Origin of the sequence: Cytobacillus eiseniae, assembly GCF_017874625.1 — a bacterium.
In the GTDB taxonomy this organism is placed as follows: Bacteria; Bacillota; Bacilli; order Bacillales; family Cytobacillaceae; genus Cytobacillus; species Cytobacillus eiseniae.
This window is the reverse complement of the sequence record NZ_JAGIKZ010000007.1, coordinates 133,849-148,044: the sequence shown is the minus strand read 5'-3', so window position 1 is coordinate 148,044 and position 14,196 is coordinate 133,849. Positions and strand designations below refer to the sequence as shown.

The 14,196-nt window shown below is 37.3% G+C and carries 11 protein-coding genes and 1 other annotated feature; of the genes, 1 reads left to right on the top strand and 10 read right to left on the bottom strand.

Translation table 11 applies throughout. The features are described 5' to 3' along the window. Position 1: 1 nt before the first annotated feature. The 4 genes from J2Z40_RS08530 to J2Z40_RS08515 all read right to left on the bottom strand — a co-directional run bounded on the left by J2Z40_RS08530 (position 2) and on the right by J2Z40_RS08515 (position 4,916). On the bottom strand, positions 2-1,069 hold the full coding sequence (locus J2Z40_RS08530; protein ID WP_066392825.1) for an ABC transporter ATP-binding protein: 1,068 nt from the start codon (positions 1,067-1,069) through the stop codon (positions 2-4). Positions 1,070-1,204: 135 nt separating this feature from the next. Further along, positions 1,205-2,122, bottom strand: a complete 918-nt coding sequence (locus J2Z40_RS08525) for an ABC transporter permease (RefSeq protein WP_066392823.1) — start codon at positions 2,120-2,122, stop codon at positions 1,205-1,207. Continuing rightward, complete coding sequence (locus tag J2Z40_RS08520) at positions 2,123-3,058, bottom strand: ABC transporter permease (RefSeq protein ID WP_066392821.1); 936 nt, start codon at positions 3,056-3,058, stop codon at positions 2,123-2,125. It lies immediately after the preceding gene. 211 nt (positions 3,059-3,269) lie between these two features. Further along, a complete protein-coding gene (locus tag J2Z40_RS08515; RefSeq protein WP_066392819.1) occupies positions 3,270-4,916 on the bottom strand; it encodes an ABC transporter substrate-binding protein in 1,647 nt (548 codons plus the stop codon). Between the two features lie 615 nt (positions 4,917-5,531). After that, positions 5,532-5,763 (top strand) — a binding site (T-box leader). A gap of 115 nt (positions 5,764-5,878) precedes the next feature. Here J2Z40_RS08515 and trpS point away from each other — a divergent pair. Beyond that, positions 5,879-6,868 carry a tryptophan--tRNA ligase gene (gene trpS, locus J2Z40_RS08510; protein ID WP_066392817.1) on the top strand — a complete coding sequence of 330 codons (990 nt, stop codon included), beginning with the start codon at positions 5,879-5,881 and terminating at the stop codon, positions 6,866-6,868. A gap of 41 nt (positions 6,869-6,909) precedes the next feature. Here trpS and J2Z40_RS08505 read toward each other — a convergent pair whose 3' ends face one another. From J2Z40_RS08505 to J2Z40_RS08480, 6 genes are all read right to left on the bottom strand, one after another. Next, positions 6,910-7,656: a YjbA family protein gene (locus J2Z40_RS08505; RefSeq protein WP_066392814.1), complete on the bottom strand. Its 747-nt coding sequence runs from the start codon at positions 7,654-7,656 to the stop codon at positions 6,910-6,912. 384 nt (positions 7,657-8,040) lie between these two features. After that, positions 8,041-8,955, bottom strand: coding sequence for an oligopeptide ABC transporter permease (opp4C, locus tag J2Z40_RS08500; RefSeq protein ID WP_066392812.1), 915 nt, complete (start codon positions 8,953-8,955; stop codon positions 8,041-8,043). A 12-nt stretch (positions 8,956-8,967) separates the two neighbouring features. Then, positions 8,968-9,918 carry an ABC transporter permease gene (locus tag J2Z40_RS08495; protein WP_066392809.1) on the bottom strand — a complete coding sequence of 317 codons (951 nt, stop codon included), beginning with the start codon at positions 9,916-9,918 and terminating at the stop codon, positions 8,968-8,970. A 149-nt stretch (positions 9,919-10,067) separates the two neighbouring features. After that, positions 10,068-11,747, bottom strand: a complete 1,680-nt coding sequence (locus tag J2Z40_RS08490; protein ID WP_066392808.1) for a peptide-binding protein — start codon at positions 11,745-11,747, stop codon at positions 10,068-10,070. A gap of 182 nt (positions 11,748-11,929) precedes the next feature. Then, complete coding sequence (locus J2Z40_RS08485; protein WP_066392807.1) at positions 11,930-12,952, bottom strand: ABC transporter ATP-binding protein; 1,023 nt, start codon at positions 12,950-12,952, stop codon at positions 11,930-11,932. Then, the gene (locus J2Z40_RS08480; protein WP_066392805.1) at positions 12,949-13,929 is read right to left on the bottom strand and encodes an ABC transporter ATP-binding protein; all 981 of its coding nucleotides are present in this window, start codon (positions 13,927-13,929) and stop codon (positions 12,949-12,951) included. Before J2Z40_RS08480 ends, J2Z40_RS08485 begins: the two co-directional genes overlap by 4 nt. Between the last annotated feature and the right edge of the window lie 267 nt (positions 13,930-14,196).

The window sequence follows — 14,196 nt, the reverse complement described above, 5'->3', positions numbered from 1 at the left end:
ATTATTTATCCTCCTTCACTAAGACAGGTGTTTTAAAAGTAGAGGATAATTGACGAATCCGTTTCTTCACTGCATCAGGTGGCTCAACCTGAGGAGCATCTGGATGAAGAAGCCATGTTTTCGCAAAATGTGTCTCAGAAATTTGGTACATTGGCGGTTCTTCTTCGAAATCAATAGCTAAAGCATATTTATTTCTTGCTGCGAACGCATCTCCCTTTGGAGGATTTGTTAAGTCTGGTGGTGTACCAGGGATTGCAGCTAAATCTTGGTTGTCATCATTATCAACACTTGGCATGGACGCTAATAATCCCCAAGTATATGGATGTCTTGGATCATAGAAAATTTCATCAACTGTGCCCATTTCAACAATTTGACCAGCATACATAACCGCTACTCGATCAGCTACATTTGCAACTACACCAAGATCATGCGTGATGAAAATAATCGAAGTATCCATTTTGCTTTGTAAGTCTTTCATCAATTCAAGAATTTGTGCTTGAATCGTAACGTCCAGTGCTGTCGTTGGTTCATCCGCAATCAACAGTTTTGGATTTGCTGCTAATGCTATAGCGATCATCGCACGTTGTCTCATTCCACCAGAAAATTCATGTGGATACTGATTCACTCTTTTTTCTGGCATTGGAATACCTACTAGACTAAGCAGTTCGACTGCTCGTTGTTTCGCAGCTTGCTTAGACATATTTTGATGCTTGATTAATCCTTCCATGATTTGATAGCCAATCTTCATCGTTGGATTTAATGAAGTCATTGGATCTTGGAAGATCATACTAATTTCTTTTCCACGGATTTTTTCCATTTCCTTATCTGTCTTAGGAACAATGTCATCTCCATTGAAAAGAATTTTCCCACCAGTAATTTGCCCTGGCGGCATTGGAATTAATTTCATTATAGTCTGAGAGGTAACACTTTTACCTGAACCAGATTCACCAACAATAGCAAGTGTCTCACCTTTATGAAGGTCAAAGCTTACACCACGAACAGCTTTAACAGAGCCTCCATATGTTTGGAATGAGACTTCTAAATCTTTCACTTCAAGTATTTTTTCCATAATCTCACTCCCTTATCTAGCTACATCTAGGGACACTTATGTCTTAAGTCCATGTATTCAATGATGAACATACAATCATCATGTTCATTCTCTTAAGCTTGTCTCCCTTTAGCTAGCGCCTTTAGCATTTCAAAATTATTTGCGAAGTCTTGGGTCTAGAGCATCACGTAAGCCATCACCAACAACATTAAACGCAAAAATCGTTAAACTGATAAATATTGCAGGGAAGAATAGACGCCATGGGTAGTAACGTAAAGCAGGCAATCCATCATTTGCCATTGTTCCCCAGCTGGCAAGCGGCGGTGTTAAACCTAAACCGATAAAACTTAAGAATGCTTCAGTGAAAATTGCACTCGGGATTGTTAATGTCATCGTAACGAGAATTGGTGCCATTGAATTAGGAATTAAGTGTTTTGCCATAATTCGACTCGTGTTTGCACCAAGTGTTTTTGCTGCTAGTACATACTCTTGATTCTTTAATGATAATACTTGTCCACGGACAATCCGCGCCATATTGATCCAGCCGGTAATTGTCATCGCAAGAATCATCGTTCCTAATCCTTGACCAAGTACAACCATTAATAAGATTACTAAAAGTAAATATGGAACACCATAAAGAACGTCCGCGAAACGCATCATAAATTCATCTGTTCGCCCGCCTTTATAGCCTGAAATACCGCCCCATAATACACCAATGAATAAATCAATCAGTGCTGCTGCAGCACCAATAAAGATAGAAATTCGAGCACCTTCCCATGTACGTGTGAAAACATCACGTCCAAGATCATCTGTACCGAACCAGTGCTCAGAAGATGGTGATTGGTTTTTATTCGTTAAATCATTTGTTCGATAGTCATATTCTGTCATGTATGGTCCAAAGATTGCCATAAAGATTAATACGCCTAATAATACTAATCCAAACATAGCAAGCTTATTTTTTCGGAATCGGATAAATACGTCTTTCCAGAACGAAAGACTTGGTTTAGAAATTTTTTCAGCTTCTGAAATTTTAGTACCGACAAGTTGAAATTTATCTTTCGAAATCTGCATAATTTACTCTCCTTTCTTCCCACCAGCAAGTTTAATACGCGGGTCGATGATTCCGTATGCGATGTCAACAAGGAGAATAGATGCAAGCAATATAATACTATAGAATACTGTTACACCCATAATAACCGTATAATCACGGTTGGTAATACTAGTAACAAAGTGAGAACCTAAACCAGGAATACCGAAGATTTTTTCAATAACGAAACTTCCTGTTAGGATACCAGCTGTTAAAGGACCCATATAGGTTACAACAGGTAAAAGTGCATTACGGATAGCGTGCTTTACAGTAATAACCCCTTGGCTAAGACCTTTTGCCTTTGCTGTCTTAATATAATCATTACTCATAACTTCTAACATACTTGATCGTGTTAAACGGGCAATAAATGCCATCGGTGTTGAAGCTAATGCTAAAGCAGGTAGAACGGTATGCATAAATGTTTCAAATCGCGCAACTGGGAATACACCCAATTTAATCGCTAGGAAATATTGTAAAAAGGTTGCCATAATAAAGGATGGAACTGAAATACCTGCAACGGCTATAATCATTGCGGTGTAATCCTGCCATCGATTATGCTTTAATGCAGCTATAATTCCTAAAATGAGACCAAAGGCAACTGCGATAAGGATCGCTTCCAAACCTAGAATGAAAGATACAGGAAAACCTTCATTAATTAAGTCATTAACCGATTGGCTTTTATATTTAAATGATGGACCGAAATCCCATTTTGCTACCTTCAATAAATAATCCCCGTATTGTGCGTACCAAGGCTTATCTAAGCCATAGTGGGCATTCAAATTCGCTTCAATTTCGGGAGGTAGCTGTTTCTCAGATGTGAATGGGTTTCCGGGTGCAATGCGCATGAAGAAAAACGTCGCTGTCACGATTAACCATAAAGATAGAATCATGTACAGTAAGCGCTTTCCAATATATTTCGCCATTGTCAAACACCTCCAATTTATTACGATAAGCATTAGCAACCAATTAATGGCAGCATGCATAAATCAATTCCTTATAAAAGGTAACTTCCTTTTGAAAGGAATTGGCTTATGTACTCGAGCCATCAGTGTACAGAGCTAATAGTTTCTAAAAAGCCGAAACGAAGGTATACGGGTGGTAAACTCCCATATACCTTACGTTTATTAGCTATTTTTATTCAAAGTATGCCCACTTGAATTGAGCATCACCAAGACCAGATACAATAACGTCTTTTAAGTTATCATCTTGTACCCAGTTGTTTGTGTAGAAGTAAATTGGAGCAACAGGCATTGCATCCATGAAGATTGCTTCTGCATCTTTTAACATTTGTTGACGAACTTCTGGATCTGCTTCTGTTGCAGAGTTAGTAAGTAACTCTTGGTATGCTGGATCTTCCCAACCAGTATCATTGTTTCCGCCATTAGCATCTTTGTACATATCTAAGAAGTTGATTGCATCGTTATAGTCACCTAACCAACCCATACGTGCAACTTGGTAATCTAGTGAATGTACTTTATCTAAGTACACAGCCCACTCTTGGTTATCAAGTGTTACTTCAATGCCAAGGTTTTGTACCCACATATCTTGGATTGCTTGAGCAATCTTTTGATGTGCTTCAGATGTGTTGTAAGAAAGCGTAATCGCTGGAAGTTCAGAAGGATCGCTATATCCAAGCTCTTCTAAACCTTTTTGTAAAAATTCTTTAGCTGTTTCAACATCATTGTCAGGGAAATAGCCTTCTTCATTCTCAGGGAACATTGATGGTGGGACGATACCCATTGCCGGTTGTTGTTCACCTTGAAGAATGTTGTCAATCAATTCTTGACGGTTCAATGCATGTGTAAGAGCTTTACGAATATTTACATTGCTTGTAGGTTCAACAGTTGTATTGAACTTATAGTTGTAAATACCTGCGATTGATTGTGTAACTAAAGTACCTGCGTCTTTAAGTGCTTGCATTGCATCAGTTGGAAGTGCGCCAGTTGGAGCACCAGCCCAGTCAAGCTCACCATTATCAAACATTGATAACTCAGTATTTGGATCATTGATCATAATCATTTCAATTGAGTCTAATTTTACAGTATCAGCATCCCAATATTTTTCGTTCTTTTCAAGAACAATTTTATCACTGTGTGACCATTCAGTCATAACGAAAGGTCCGTTAGATGTGTAGTCATCACCAGCATCATGTGCCCAATTTGGGTTTGCTTCAGCAATTTTGCTGTTAAATGGTAGGTACGTGTAGAAAGCTGTTAATTCTAAGAAATATGGAGTTGGATTTGCTAATGTTACTTCAAGTGTTTTATCATCTTTTGCAACAACACCAACATCATCAAGTGATCCACCATTTAGATTCGCATCCTCTGCACCTTGAATCACGTGAAGTTGGTATGCGTATTCTGATTGGTTGTTCGGATCTAAAGCCCATTTCCAAGCAGCTTCAAAATCATGTGCTGTTACAGGGTCTCCATTTGACCACTCTGCATCACGGATTGTGAAAGTATAAACCTTTTGGTCTTCTGAAACCTCAATATTTTCTGCTGCCGCCTCTTCAGGCTTGCCATCTTTACCAATACGAGTCAATCCGTCGAAAGTTTGACGAAGTACTGTTCCAGAAGTAGAGTCTTTTGCTAAACCTGGGTGTAGAGATGGTGGTTCAGTGTTAATATTTACACGTAATTCTTGAGCAACATCAGACTTACCTGCATCTGAATCACTGCCTTTTTCTCCGCTGTCTGCGTTGTCATTGCCGCCACAAGCTGCAAGGAACATGCTAAGAACTAGCAACATACTAAAAAAGATCGATAGTCTTTTCTTCACAGATGAAACCCCCTAGTATATTTACCCAAACGGACTTTACAACATCTTATTTACAAAAATACAACTGTACGCTTCGGGTGTATTACTTAAATAGTCTGTAAATTTATAGTGAAAAAATATAGCAGACTATCTGCTAGTTTTGTAAAAGCGGATTATTAGATTTGTACTTAGGATTATTTACCTAATACTATCAGGTACCTACCATATAATAATCTGTACAATTTCTGCAAATTCACTCTTATTCTACAATAATAACTACCCTAAAATTCGCATTGTCATATTCGTGTAAAATTTGTAACAAAATCGTAAAGTATTCGTTTGTTAGGTTTATTATAAATAGTTTAAAAATTTATTGCAAGTGGGTTTTCTCTGTTATATATCAATCTATCAGATCTTTTTTTTTCAAAACACTTGTAAAATAAGAGTTTTGAGGGCCTAAAAAAAAATTAAAATTCGTCAATTTTCGTGTTTTTTTGCATATATTTGAATAATATTTTATAAAAATAACATTAGTAATACACAAAAAAAAGGAAGACGAATTCAATTTACTTACTCTTCTATATCGACTTGATTTTTATACCCAATTACTAATATAATACATATAATATAATAAATGCAATGGCTATGATAAAGAGTAGTACATTTATGCTGGTTTTTCAGAGAGCTTGTGGATGGTGGAAACAAGTAACCATATAAATAGAATGGACTTTTGAGCTTTCTTTCTGTTGGTTTTCCCAACTGAGACGTGTCCTCACGTTATAGAGGATCCATGCATGATTCATGCATGGATGATGAGTGACTCATTATTGAGTAATTAGGGTGGCAACGCGGACCATTCGTCCCTATGTATTTAGGAGACGAATGGTCTTTTTTGTGTTTTTTTATTTGAATGGCTACTCCATTTAGCGTAAAGACTACATCTATTCACTCTTGTTATCCATATATTAAAGGAGGAAAATGAAATGAAGACTATTTTTTCTGGCATTCAGCCAAGCGGTCAAATTACACTAGGGAATTATATTGGTGCTCTAAAGCAATTCGTTGAATTACAAAATGAATACAACTGTTATTTTTGTATCGTCGACCAGCATGCAATAACAGTTCCACAAGAAAGATTAGAATTAAGAAAGAATATTCGCAGTCTCGCAGCTCTTTATTTAGCAGTTGGAATCAACCCTGATAAGGCAACTCTATTTATTCAATCTGAAGTACCTGCTCATGCACAGGCCGGATGGATGATGCAATGTATCTCCTATATTGGTGAACTTGAAAGAATGACACAGTTCAAAGATAAGTCTGCTGGTAAGGATGCCGTTTCAGCAGCACTATTAACATATCCACCATTAATGGTCGCTGATATTTTGTTATATAATACAGATCTTGTGCCAGTAGGTGAGGATCAGAAGCAGCACCTTGAATTAACACGTGATTTAGCTGAACGATTTAATAAAAAATATAATGACATTTTCACCATACCTGAAGTGAGTATTCCAAAGGTCGGTGCACGAATTATGTCTCTACAGGATCCTACGAAGAAAATGAGCAAATCAGATGCAAATAATAAAGCTTCTATACGATTACTTGATGACCTTAAGCAAATTGAGAAGAAAATTAAGAGTGCAGTAACCGATTCTGAAGGAATTGTTAAATATGATCAGGCAAACAAGCCTGGTGTTTCTAACCTCCTTTCCATCTACTCCATTTTCTCTGGTAAAACGATTAGTGAAATTGAAAGTATATATGAAGGTAAAGGATATGGAGACTTTAAATCTGATTTAGCAGAAGTAGTGATTAATGAAATTAAACCAATTCAAGAGCGATATCATGAACTTATGGAGTCAAGTGAGCTTGATGAAATTCTTGATCGAGGTGCTGAAAAAGCCCAAGTAGTTGCCAATAAAATGCTAAAGAAAATGGAAAATGCAATGGGCTTAGGACGGAAAAGAAATTAACTACAATTTATTCAAAAAAGGAGCCGAAATCAGCTCCTTTTTTAATTTACTTTTGGTCCATGTTCCATTTCCCACAGTTTCTCAAAGAATGGCTGACCTTTTATTAGATTTTCGCAGAAATGCTCATGCTTATTTGTCCACCCATATTTGCTTTGTTCAAACAGCTGTACCCATGCTTGTTCAAATTCCATTTGTTGGATTTCAGAATAGTATTCAGGGCTCCATTCAGTGTACCAGTACCGTACTTCAGCCTCATTTTTCGATGAATATAATTGGTCGAGTGCCATAAACATTAATTGCTTTAATTGTCTTTCCTTTCTTGTTAACCCATGCATTAGTTCAGGCGATGGCGAAAGAATATGAAAATCCTTCAATGCACTTTGATCGTTAAACGAGTAAGAAATTACATCATGGTTTTCAAGCATTTCATAGGCCAATTGTTCCTGACGGGGAATCAGCCTGCTTTTACGAATTGGTATATTATATCCAATCGTATCAATAGCTAAAATACCCATCCCATCAGAAATAACAAAGCAATATTCTAGTTGTACACGTTCATGATTTTTCCGTAAATACGCCTTTTGATAAATATCATCTAAAAGTTGTTGAGGCAATTCCGATAAATCATTTTCAATGTAATTAAATAATATGGGATCAATTTTCAGTAATGGTACCTGGTCAAGCAGTTCTACACCATCATCTTTACGCCATTCATGAAAATGGCAAACATTGTAGCCATTTTCTTCACCTTCAAACCAGTTCACCCAAACGTCATGAAGATATAACATCCTTTAACCCCCACTCCAACTACTATTTGTCTCTCAGTATGGGCAGTCAGAAGTAAAATTATTCCTAAATTTGAAGATGAATCATTACATTTATAGAAAAGGCGAAGTCCATAATAAAAGCGCAGGCGCCTAAGCATCGCCGTAAAAAATGGATAACTGCCCCTCTAGATAAGAAAGCAAAGTGAACATGAGCTAACCGAGTTCGACACAATCGTTGCGGAGCAGGACTGAAGTTTGGTAGGCGATAGGAGCCGAAGCTGGACCTAGATTAAATAATTCAAAAAGTTATATCCAACGTGCGAATTTAAAATTTCCTAAACAATAACAATAATAAAAAGCCTCCATCCACTTGGAGACTTTTTTTAGCTACTTAGTTCATTTCCTTTATTCAATCGCTTTAGGATCTAGTGCATCTCTTAGACCATCACCAATAAAGTTAAAGGAAAGTACAGTAAGTAAGATGAGTAATCCTGGGAAAAACGGGTACCATGGTGCTGTTTTCATTACGGTGTAGTTCTGTGCATCCTGTAGCATATTCCCCCAAGTCGCTGTCGGTGGTGAAATTCCAAGTCCAAAATAACTGAGTGCTGCCTCTGCTAGGATAACCGACCCTACTAATAATGTTGCAGATACAATGATTGGCCCCATCGCGTTTGGCAAAATATGACTAAAAATAATTTTGTAAGATTTTGTTCCAATCGTCTTAGAAGCAAGGACAAATTCCCTTGATCGTAATGTTAAAAATTCTCCTCTGACAAGTCGAGCAGTACTTGTCCAACTCGTTAACGCAAAGATAAGGATCAAATTTCCAACACTTGGATCAAAGATTGTCACAATAGTAATTAATAGGAAAAAGCTAGGAATAGAGATAACAATATCAACAAATCGCATAAGGATTGCGTCGATTATTCCACCGTAATATCCTGCAAGAGCACCAACTGATACACCAATTATTAATGCACCAAGAACAGATCCAAATCCAACTAGTAATGAAACTTGTCCACCAAATAATAATCTTGTGAAAATATCGCGCCCGTAACGATCCGTACCGAGCCAATAATCACTGCTAGGCGGCTTAAGCTTATCAATCAAATTCATCTGTTCAAAACTATACGGTGAAATAATTGGTGCAAAGACTGCCGATAGAATGATAATGAATAATACGACTGCGCCGATAACAGCAAGTTTGTTCATCATAAACTTTTGAAAAAATATTCTTGTTAACGTATCAGGCTTATCTTTTAAATTGGGGTTTAGTTGTAAATCCTCTTGTGTGATTTCCACATTGCTTTGTGACATAATAACCCCTCCTTAATATTCAATACGCGGATCAAATATCGCGTACATAATATCTGCTAATAAATTTCCGACAACTACTAGAATGGCTGAAACAACAGTTAATGCCATAATCACTGGATAGTCTCTTTGGAAAGCAGAATCAATAAATAATGAACCAATTCCAGGCCATGCAAATATTTTCTCAGTAATTGCAGCTCCACCAATAAAAGACGGAAGCATTAGCCCGAATAATGTGATAATTGGAATCATCCCATTACGTAATCCATGTTTTAGAACAACTTTCTTTTCCATAAAACCTTTTGACATAGCTGTACGAATATAATCCTGCTTTAACACATCAAGCATAGAGGATCTTGTATATCTCGTTAATGCTGCCATATCTGCTGTCGCCAGAACAAATGCAGGAAGGATTAAATGATGAATACGATCCCATAGACTAAATGGTGCATTCAATGTAGATACCCCACCAGTTGGAAACCAGCCAAGGTTTACTGATAGGACCATGATTAACATTAACCCGAACCAGAAATTAGGAGTAGCAACCCCCAGGAATGAACCTACGGTTACTGTATAATCTATTTTCGTATAAGGCCGCATAGCTGAATATATCCCAAAGGGAATCGCAACAATTGCAGCTAAAATTGTTGAAACAAGCATGAGCAATAATGTATTAGGAAGTCTGTTCATGATCAACTCACTAACAGGAACTCCACGTTTAATTAAAGAGTTTCCGAAGTCACCTTGTGCCATATTACCGAGCCATTTAAAGTACTGGATATGAACGGGTTCGTTCAACCCATACTTCTCTTCAAACTTTTCTCGATCCGAAGGCTTCATACTTGGGTCCATAAGCATCGAAACTGGACCTCCTGGTGCAGCCTTTATGATTGCAAAGGACAGTATGGTAATTCCAAGTAACAAGGGAATAGCCATTAATGTTCGTCTAATAATGTATGAGACCATCGTCTATTCTCCCTCTCATTCTTCTCATTTTATTTAAAATACGTGGCTATTCAAACTAACCAGTAGAATTTTCAGGATTTAGTTTAAATCAAAGAGAAAGTAAGGGAAGGGTCAACATCCCTTACTTTCCTTTCATTCAAAAGCACTTATTATTCAGCTTTTAACCACCATTTGTTGATGTGGTACATTTGGTTTTTCGGATGGAATTCATAGCCTTCTAGATTCTTAGGAACAGCACGGAATTCTTCTGGGTAGTAAAGGAATGTGTATGGTTGATCCTCAGCAAGACCTGCTTGAATTTCACCAATCATTGCTTTACGCTTCTCTTTATCAAGCTCTTGAAGCTGTGCATCCATTAGCTCATCAAGCGCTGGGTTTGAGTAACCAGTAAAGTTAAGACCTGCTTCAATTTCTTTCGTGTGGAAGATTCCACTTGGATCTGGGTCTACACCCAAGCTCCAGCCAAGAACGATACCTTCAAAATTCCATACACCTGGGTCGATATCAGCGATTAATGCACTGAATTCAACGATTTGCGGTTTAATTTCGATTCCAACTTCTTTTAATTGTTGTTGAAGAATAACAACGATATCTTCACGAACCTTATTTCCTTGGTTTGTTTTTACTTCTACTGAGAATCTTTCGCCATCTTTTTCAAGAATGCCGTCAGACCCAGGAGTCCAGCCAGCATCAGCTAACATTTGCTTTGCTTTTTCAACATCATATTCGAACGTTGGTACATCTGGATTATATGCCCAGCTTAATGGACTTTCTGGAACGTGTGCAACTTCACCAAGTCCAGACATTACGTTTTCAACAATTGCTTTACGGTCAATTGCATGTGTAATTGCTTGACGAACATTTTTATCTTGGAATTTCTCGATACGTTGGTTAAATCCTAAGAATGTGTAAGAAAGAGCCAAACCTGATTCTAGACGTAGGTTAGCTGCATCTGCAAAGCTTTCAACTGTTGGAACGTCAGGCTGTGCAATACCAGCATAGTAATCGATATCTCCAGCTTGTAATTGAGCAAGAATTGCGTTTGCATCTGGAACAAGTTTGTAAGTGATAGAATCTAGGTATGGACGACCATCCCAATAATCAGCATTAGCAACAACTTTTACATACTCGCCATCTTTCCACTCTTCAAACTTGAATGGACCAGAACCGATAGGGTTTTTCGTATTAAATTCATGCTCGCCCATATCAGCAACTGGAACTTCACCTAAAATATGTTCAGGTAAAATCCCGAAACCAAGGCTTACAACTGGGAATTGTGCATCTACTTGTTTTAAAGTAAATTTAACAGTGTATTGATCAACTTTTTCAACTGTTTCAATGTTTTCGAAATAAGATTTACGAACTCCATCATAATCAGGGCTTAATGGAATGTTGTATGTAAATACAACATCGTCTGCATCTAATGGTTCTCCATCATGGAATTTTGCATTTTCAACAATTTTAATTGTGAATTCTTTACCATCTTCTGACGCATCAAATGTTTCAGCTAATCCCCCATCAGTAACTGGGTTGAATTCTAAATCAGAACCCATTAAACTATCAAAGATCATTCCTTCAATATCAGAACTTGAAGCATCACTTGAATAAAGCGTGTTGAACATTGTTGGTGCTCCAGTAGAACCAATAATTAGGTCTCCACCTGTTACTGGATCATTGCTTGCAGGCTCTTCTGCTGGCTCTTCAGCCGCTGGCGTTTCCTCTGCTGGTTCTTCTGGTTCTGTCGTTGTTTCGCCGCCACCAGAACATGCTGCAAGGAACATTGATAATACAAGCATTAAACCTACTAAAAACCATGCCGACTTTTTCATTCATTTTCCCCCTTAATAGTTTGTAATTCTAAATCCTCTTGTAGAGAACGTTTGAAAATACCGCCCCCCTTCAAAGAATTTTATATACTAAACGCTTGCCCCCTATGAAAGGTCTCAAGGCATTTAATAACCACCTAAAGTTCCAATATTCTGAAGTTTCTATTCCTAGTTCACCTAATCTATTAATATAGGTGACAGGCAACAAAATGATCTTTTTTCACTTCTTTAAAGCTTGGTATTTGTTCACTACACATTGGTGTAGCTGCTGGGCATCTTGTATGGAATACACAGCCTTGTGGTGGATTTGCCGGACTAGGTAAATCCCCCTTGAGAATAATTCTTTCCCTCGCTTGCGCTCCCTTTCTCTTAGGAACTGGAACAGCGGACATAAGAGCTTGAGTGTATGGATGCAATGGTTCTTCATACAAATCCTTTTTACTAGCAAATTCCATAATCTTTCCTAGATACATCACCCCTACCCGATCACTAATATGTCTAACAACACTAAGATCATGAGAGATGAACACATAGGTTAAATCTAATTCTTCTTGTAAATCTTCCATCAAATTGATAATTTGAGCTTGAATGGATACATCAAGGGCAGACACTGGCTCATCTGCAATAATCATATCTGGATTTAAAGCAAGAGCTCGAGCAATTCCTATACGCTGCCTTTGTCCACCTGAAAATTCATGTGGATATCGATTAATAAATAATGGGTTGAATCCAACCTTATCTAATAAATCTTGGATTTTTTCTTGTCTTTCCTTACTGCCGTATAAGTTATGGGTAATCATTGGCTCACTTAAAATAGATTTTAAAGTTTTTCGAGGATTCAATGATGCATAAGGATCTTGAAAGACCATTTGAATATCTTTTCTGACAGAGCGCCTTAATTCCCCTTCGCCAATATTTGAAATATTCCGACCTTTAAAGATAATCTCTCCGCTAGTAGGCTCATATAAGCGAATAAGCGTTCTTCCAGCAGTTGATTTTCCACAGCCTGATTCACCAACCAAACCGATCGTTTCTCCTTTTTTTACTTTGAAGGAAAGACCATCAACGGCTTTAATTGAACCGACTGTTTTTTGAAGAAATCCTGCTTTTATCGGAAAGTGTTTTTTTAGATCATTCACTTCTAAAATATAATCGGAATCCCTATTGTCTTTTAGTAGACTTTTCTTTTCTATTGTTGTACCGTTCATACCGTTGCCTCCTTATCATCATGTAAAAAGCAGCGAACTGAGCGTGAACCTTTCCTTTGTAATGCAGGTGCCTCATTTCTGCATCGGTCAAATGCATGGGGACATCGAGGTGCAAATCGACACCCAACTGGAAAGTGTTCTGGAGGTGGAACAGTACCTGCAATCGAATAAAGTCGATCTACATCTCCATCAAGTGATGGAATCGATCCCATTAGCCCATTTGTATATGGGTGGAGTGGCTCCTCAAACAAATCATCTACTGAAGCTTCTTCCACTACTTGCCCACAATACATAACGACTACACGATCAGCAATTTCTGATACTACCCCTAAATCATGTGTAATTAAAAGAATAGAAGTGTCGTACTTTTTACTTAATTCTTTCATTAAATCAAGGATTTGTGCCTGTATCGTTACATCAAGTGCTGTCGTTGGTTCATCTGCAATAAGCAGTTTCGGATTACAGCTCATAGCTATAGCTATCATTACCCGCTGTCTCATCCCACCAGATAAACGATGTGGATAATCATCAATTAATGCCTTTGCACGAGAAAAGCCTACTAATTCAAGCATTTCAACTGCCTTTTGTCTCGCAGCATTTTTAGACATCTTTTGATGATACATAAGTACTTCAATAATTTGTTCACCAATTGTCAAAACTGGGTTTAGTGATGTCATTGGCTCCTGAAATATCATAGAGATATCGTTGCCACGGATTTTGCACATTTCATTATCAGAAAGCTTTACTAAATCATTGCCATTAAACAGGATCTCCCCATCCACAATCTTTCCAGGAGGGCTTGGGATTAATCGCATAATTGAAAGGGATGTAATGCTTTTACCTGAACCCGATTCACCTACAAGAGCAACGGTTTCACCTTTATTTATAACAAGATCTACCCCATCAACAGCAGGAATGGTTGTTTTCCTTCTTTGAAAATGCGTTTTTAAATTTTTTAATTCTAATAAAGCTGTCATAGTGACCTCCGTCCATCTAGGAAATCATGCCTCTTCCAAGCATTCTTTTTCTACTCGGAATCGTTAATTAATTTCCACTTTTATTATATGAAAATATATTTGAAAGTAATTTCAATATATTCCACCTATTTAAAATCTTTTATTATTTAATAGTATATTATTACAGAAAGATTACGAATTCAAGAAGTTTTTAAAATATTCATCCTTTTGTTAAAAATCTATGTAATTAAAATTGTTAGATTAAAAGACTTGGAGTTTGTTCTAAAA

What these genes read in the sequence shown, in the direction of transcription:
- J2Z40_RS08505 (WP_066392814.1), bottom strand. Translation starts at nt 7,656, where the DNA reads ATGTTATATCTTCATGACGTTTGGGTGAACTGGTTTGAAGGTGAAGAA.
- J2Z40_RS08520 (WP_066392821.1), bottom strand. Translation starts at nt 3,058, where the DNA reads ATGGCGAAATATATTGGAAAGCGCTTACTGTACATGATTCTATCTTTA.
- J2Z40_RS08530 (WP_066392825.1), bottom strand. Translation starts at nt 1,069, where the DNA reads ATGGAAAAAATACTTGAAGTGAAAGATTTAGAAGTCTCATTCCAAACA.
- J2Z40_RS08485 (WP_066392807.1), bottom strand. Translation starts at nt 12,952, where the DNA reads ATGAACGGTACAACAATAGAAAAGAAAAGTCTACTAAAAGACAATAGG.
- J2Z40_RS08495 (WP_066392809.1), bottom strand. Translation starts at nt 9,918, where the DNA reads ATGGTCTCATACATTATTAGACGAACATTAATGGCTATTCCCTTGTTA.
- opp4C (WP_066392812.1), bottom strand. Translation starts at nt 8,955, where the DNA reads ATGTCACAAAGCAATGTGGAAATCACACAAGAGGATTTACAACTAAAC.
- trpS (WP_066392817.1), top strand. Translation starts at nt 5,879, where the DNA reads ATGAAGACTATTTTTTCTGGCATTCAGCCAAGCGGTCAAATTACACTA.
- J2Z40_RS08480 (WP_066392805.1), bottom strand. Translation starts at nt 13,929, where the DNA reads ATGACAGCTTTATTAGAATTAAAAAATTTAAAAACGCATTTTCAAAGA.
- J2Z40_RS08490 (WP_066392808.1), bottom strand. Translation starts at nt 11,747, where the DNA reads ATGAAAAAGTCGGCATGGTTTTTAGTAGGTTTAATGCTTGTATTATCA.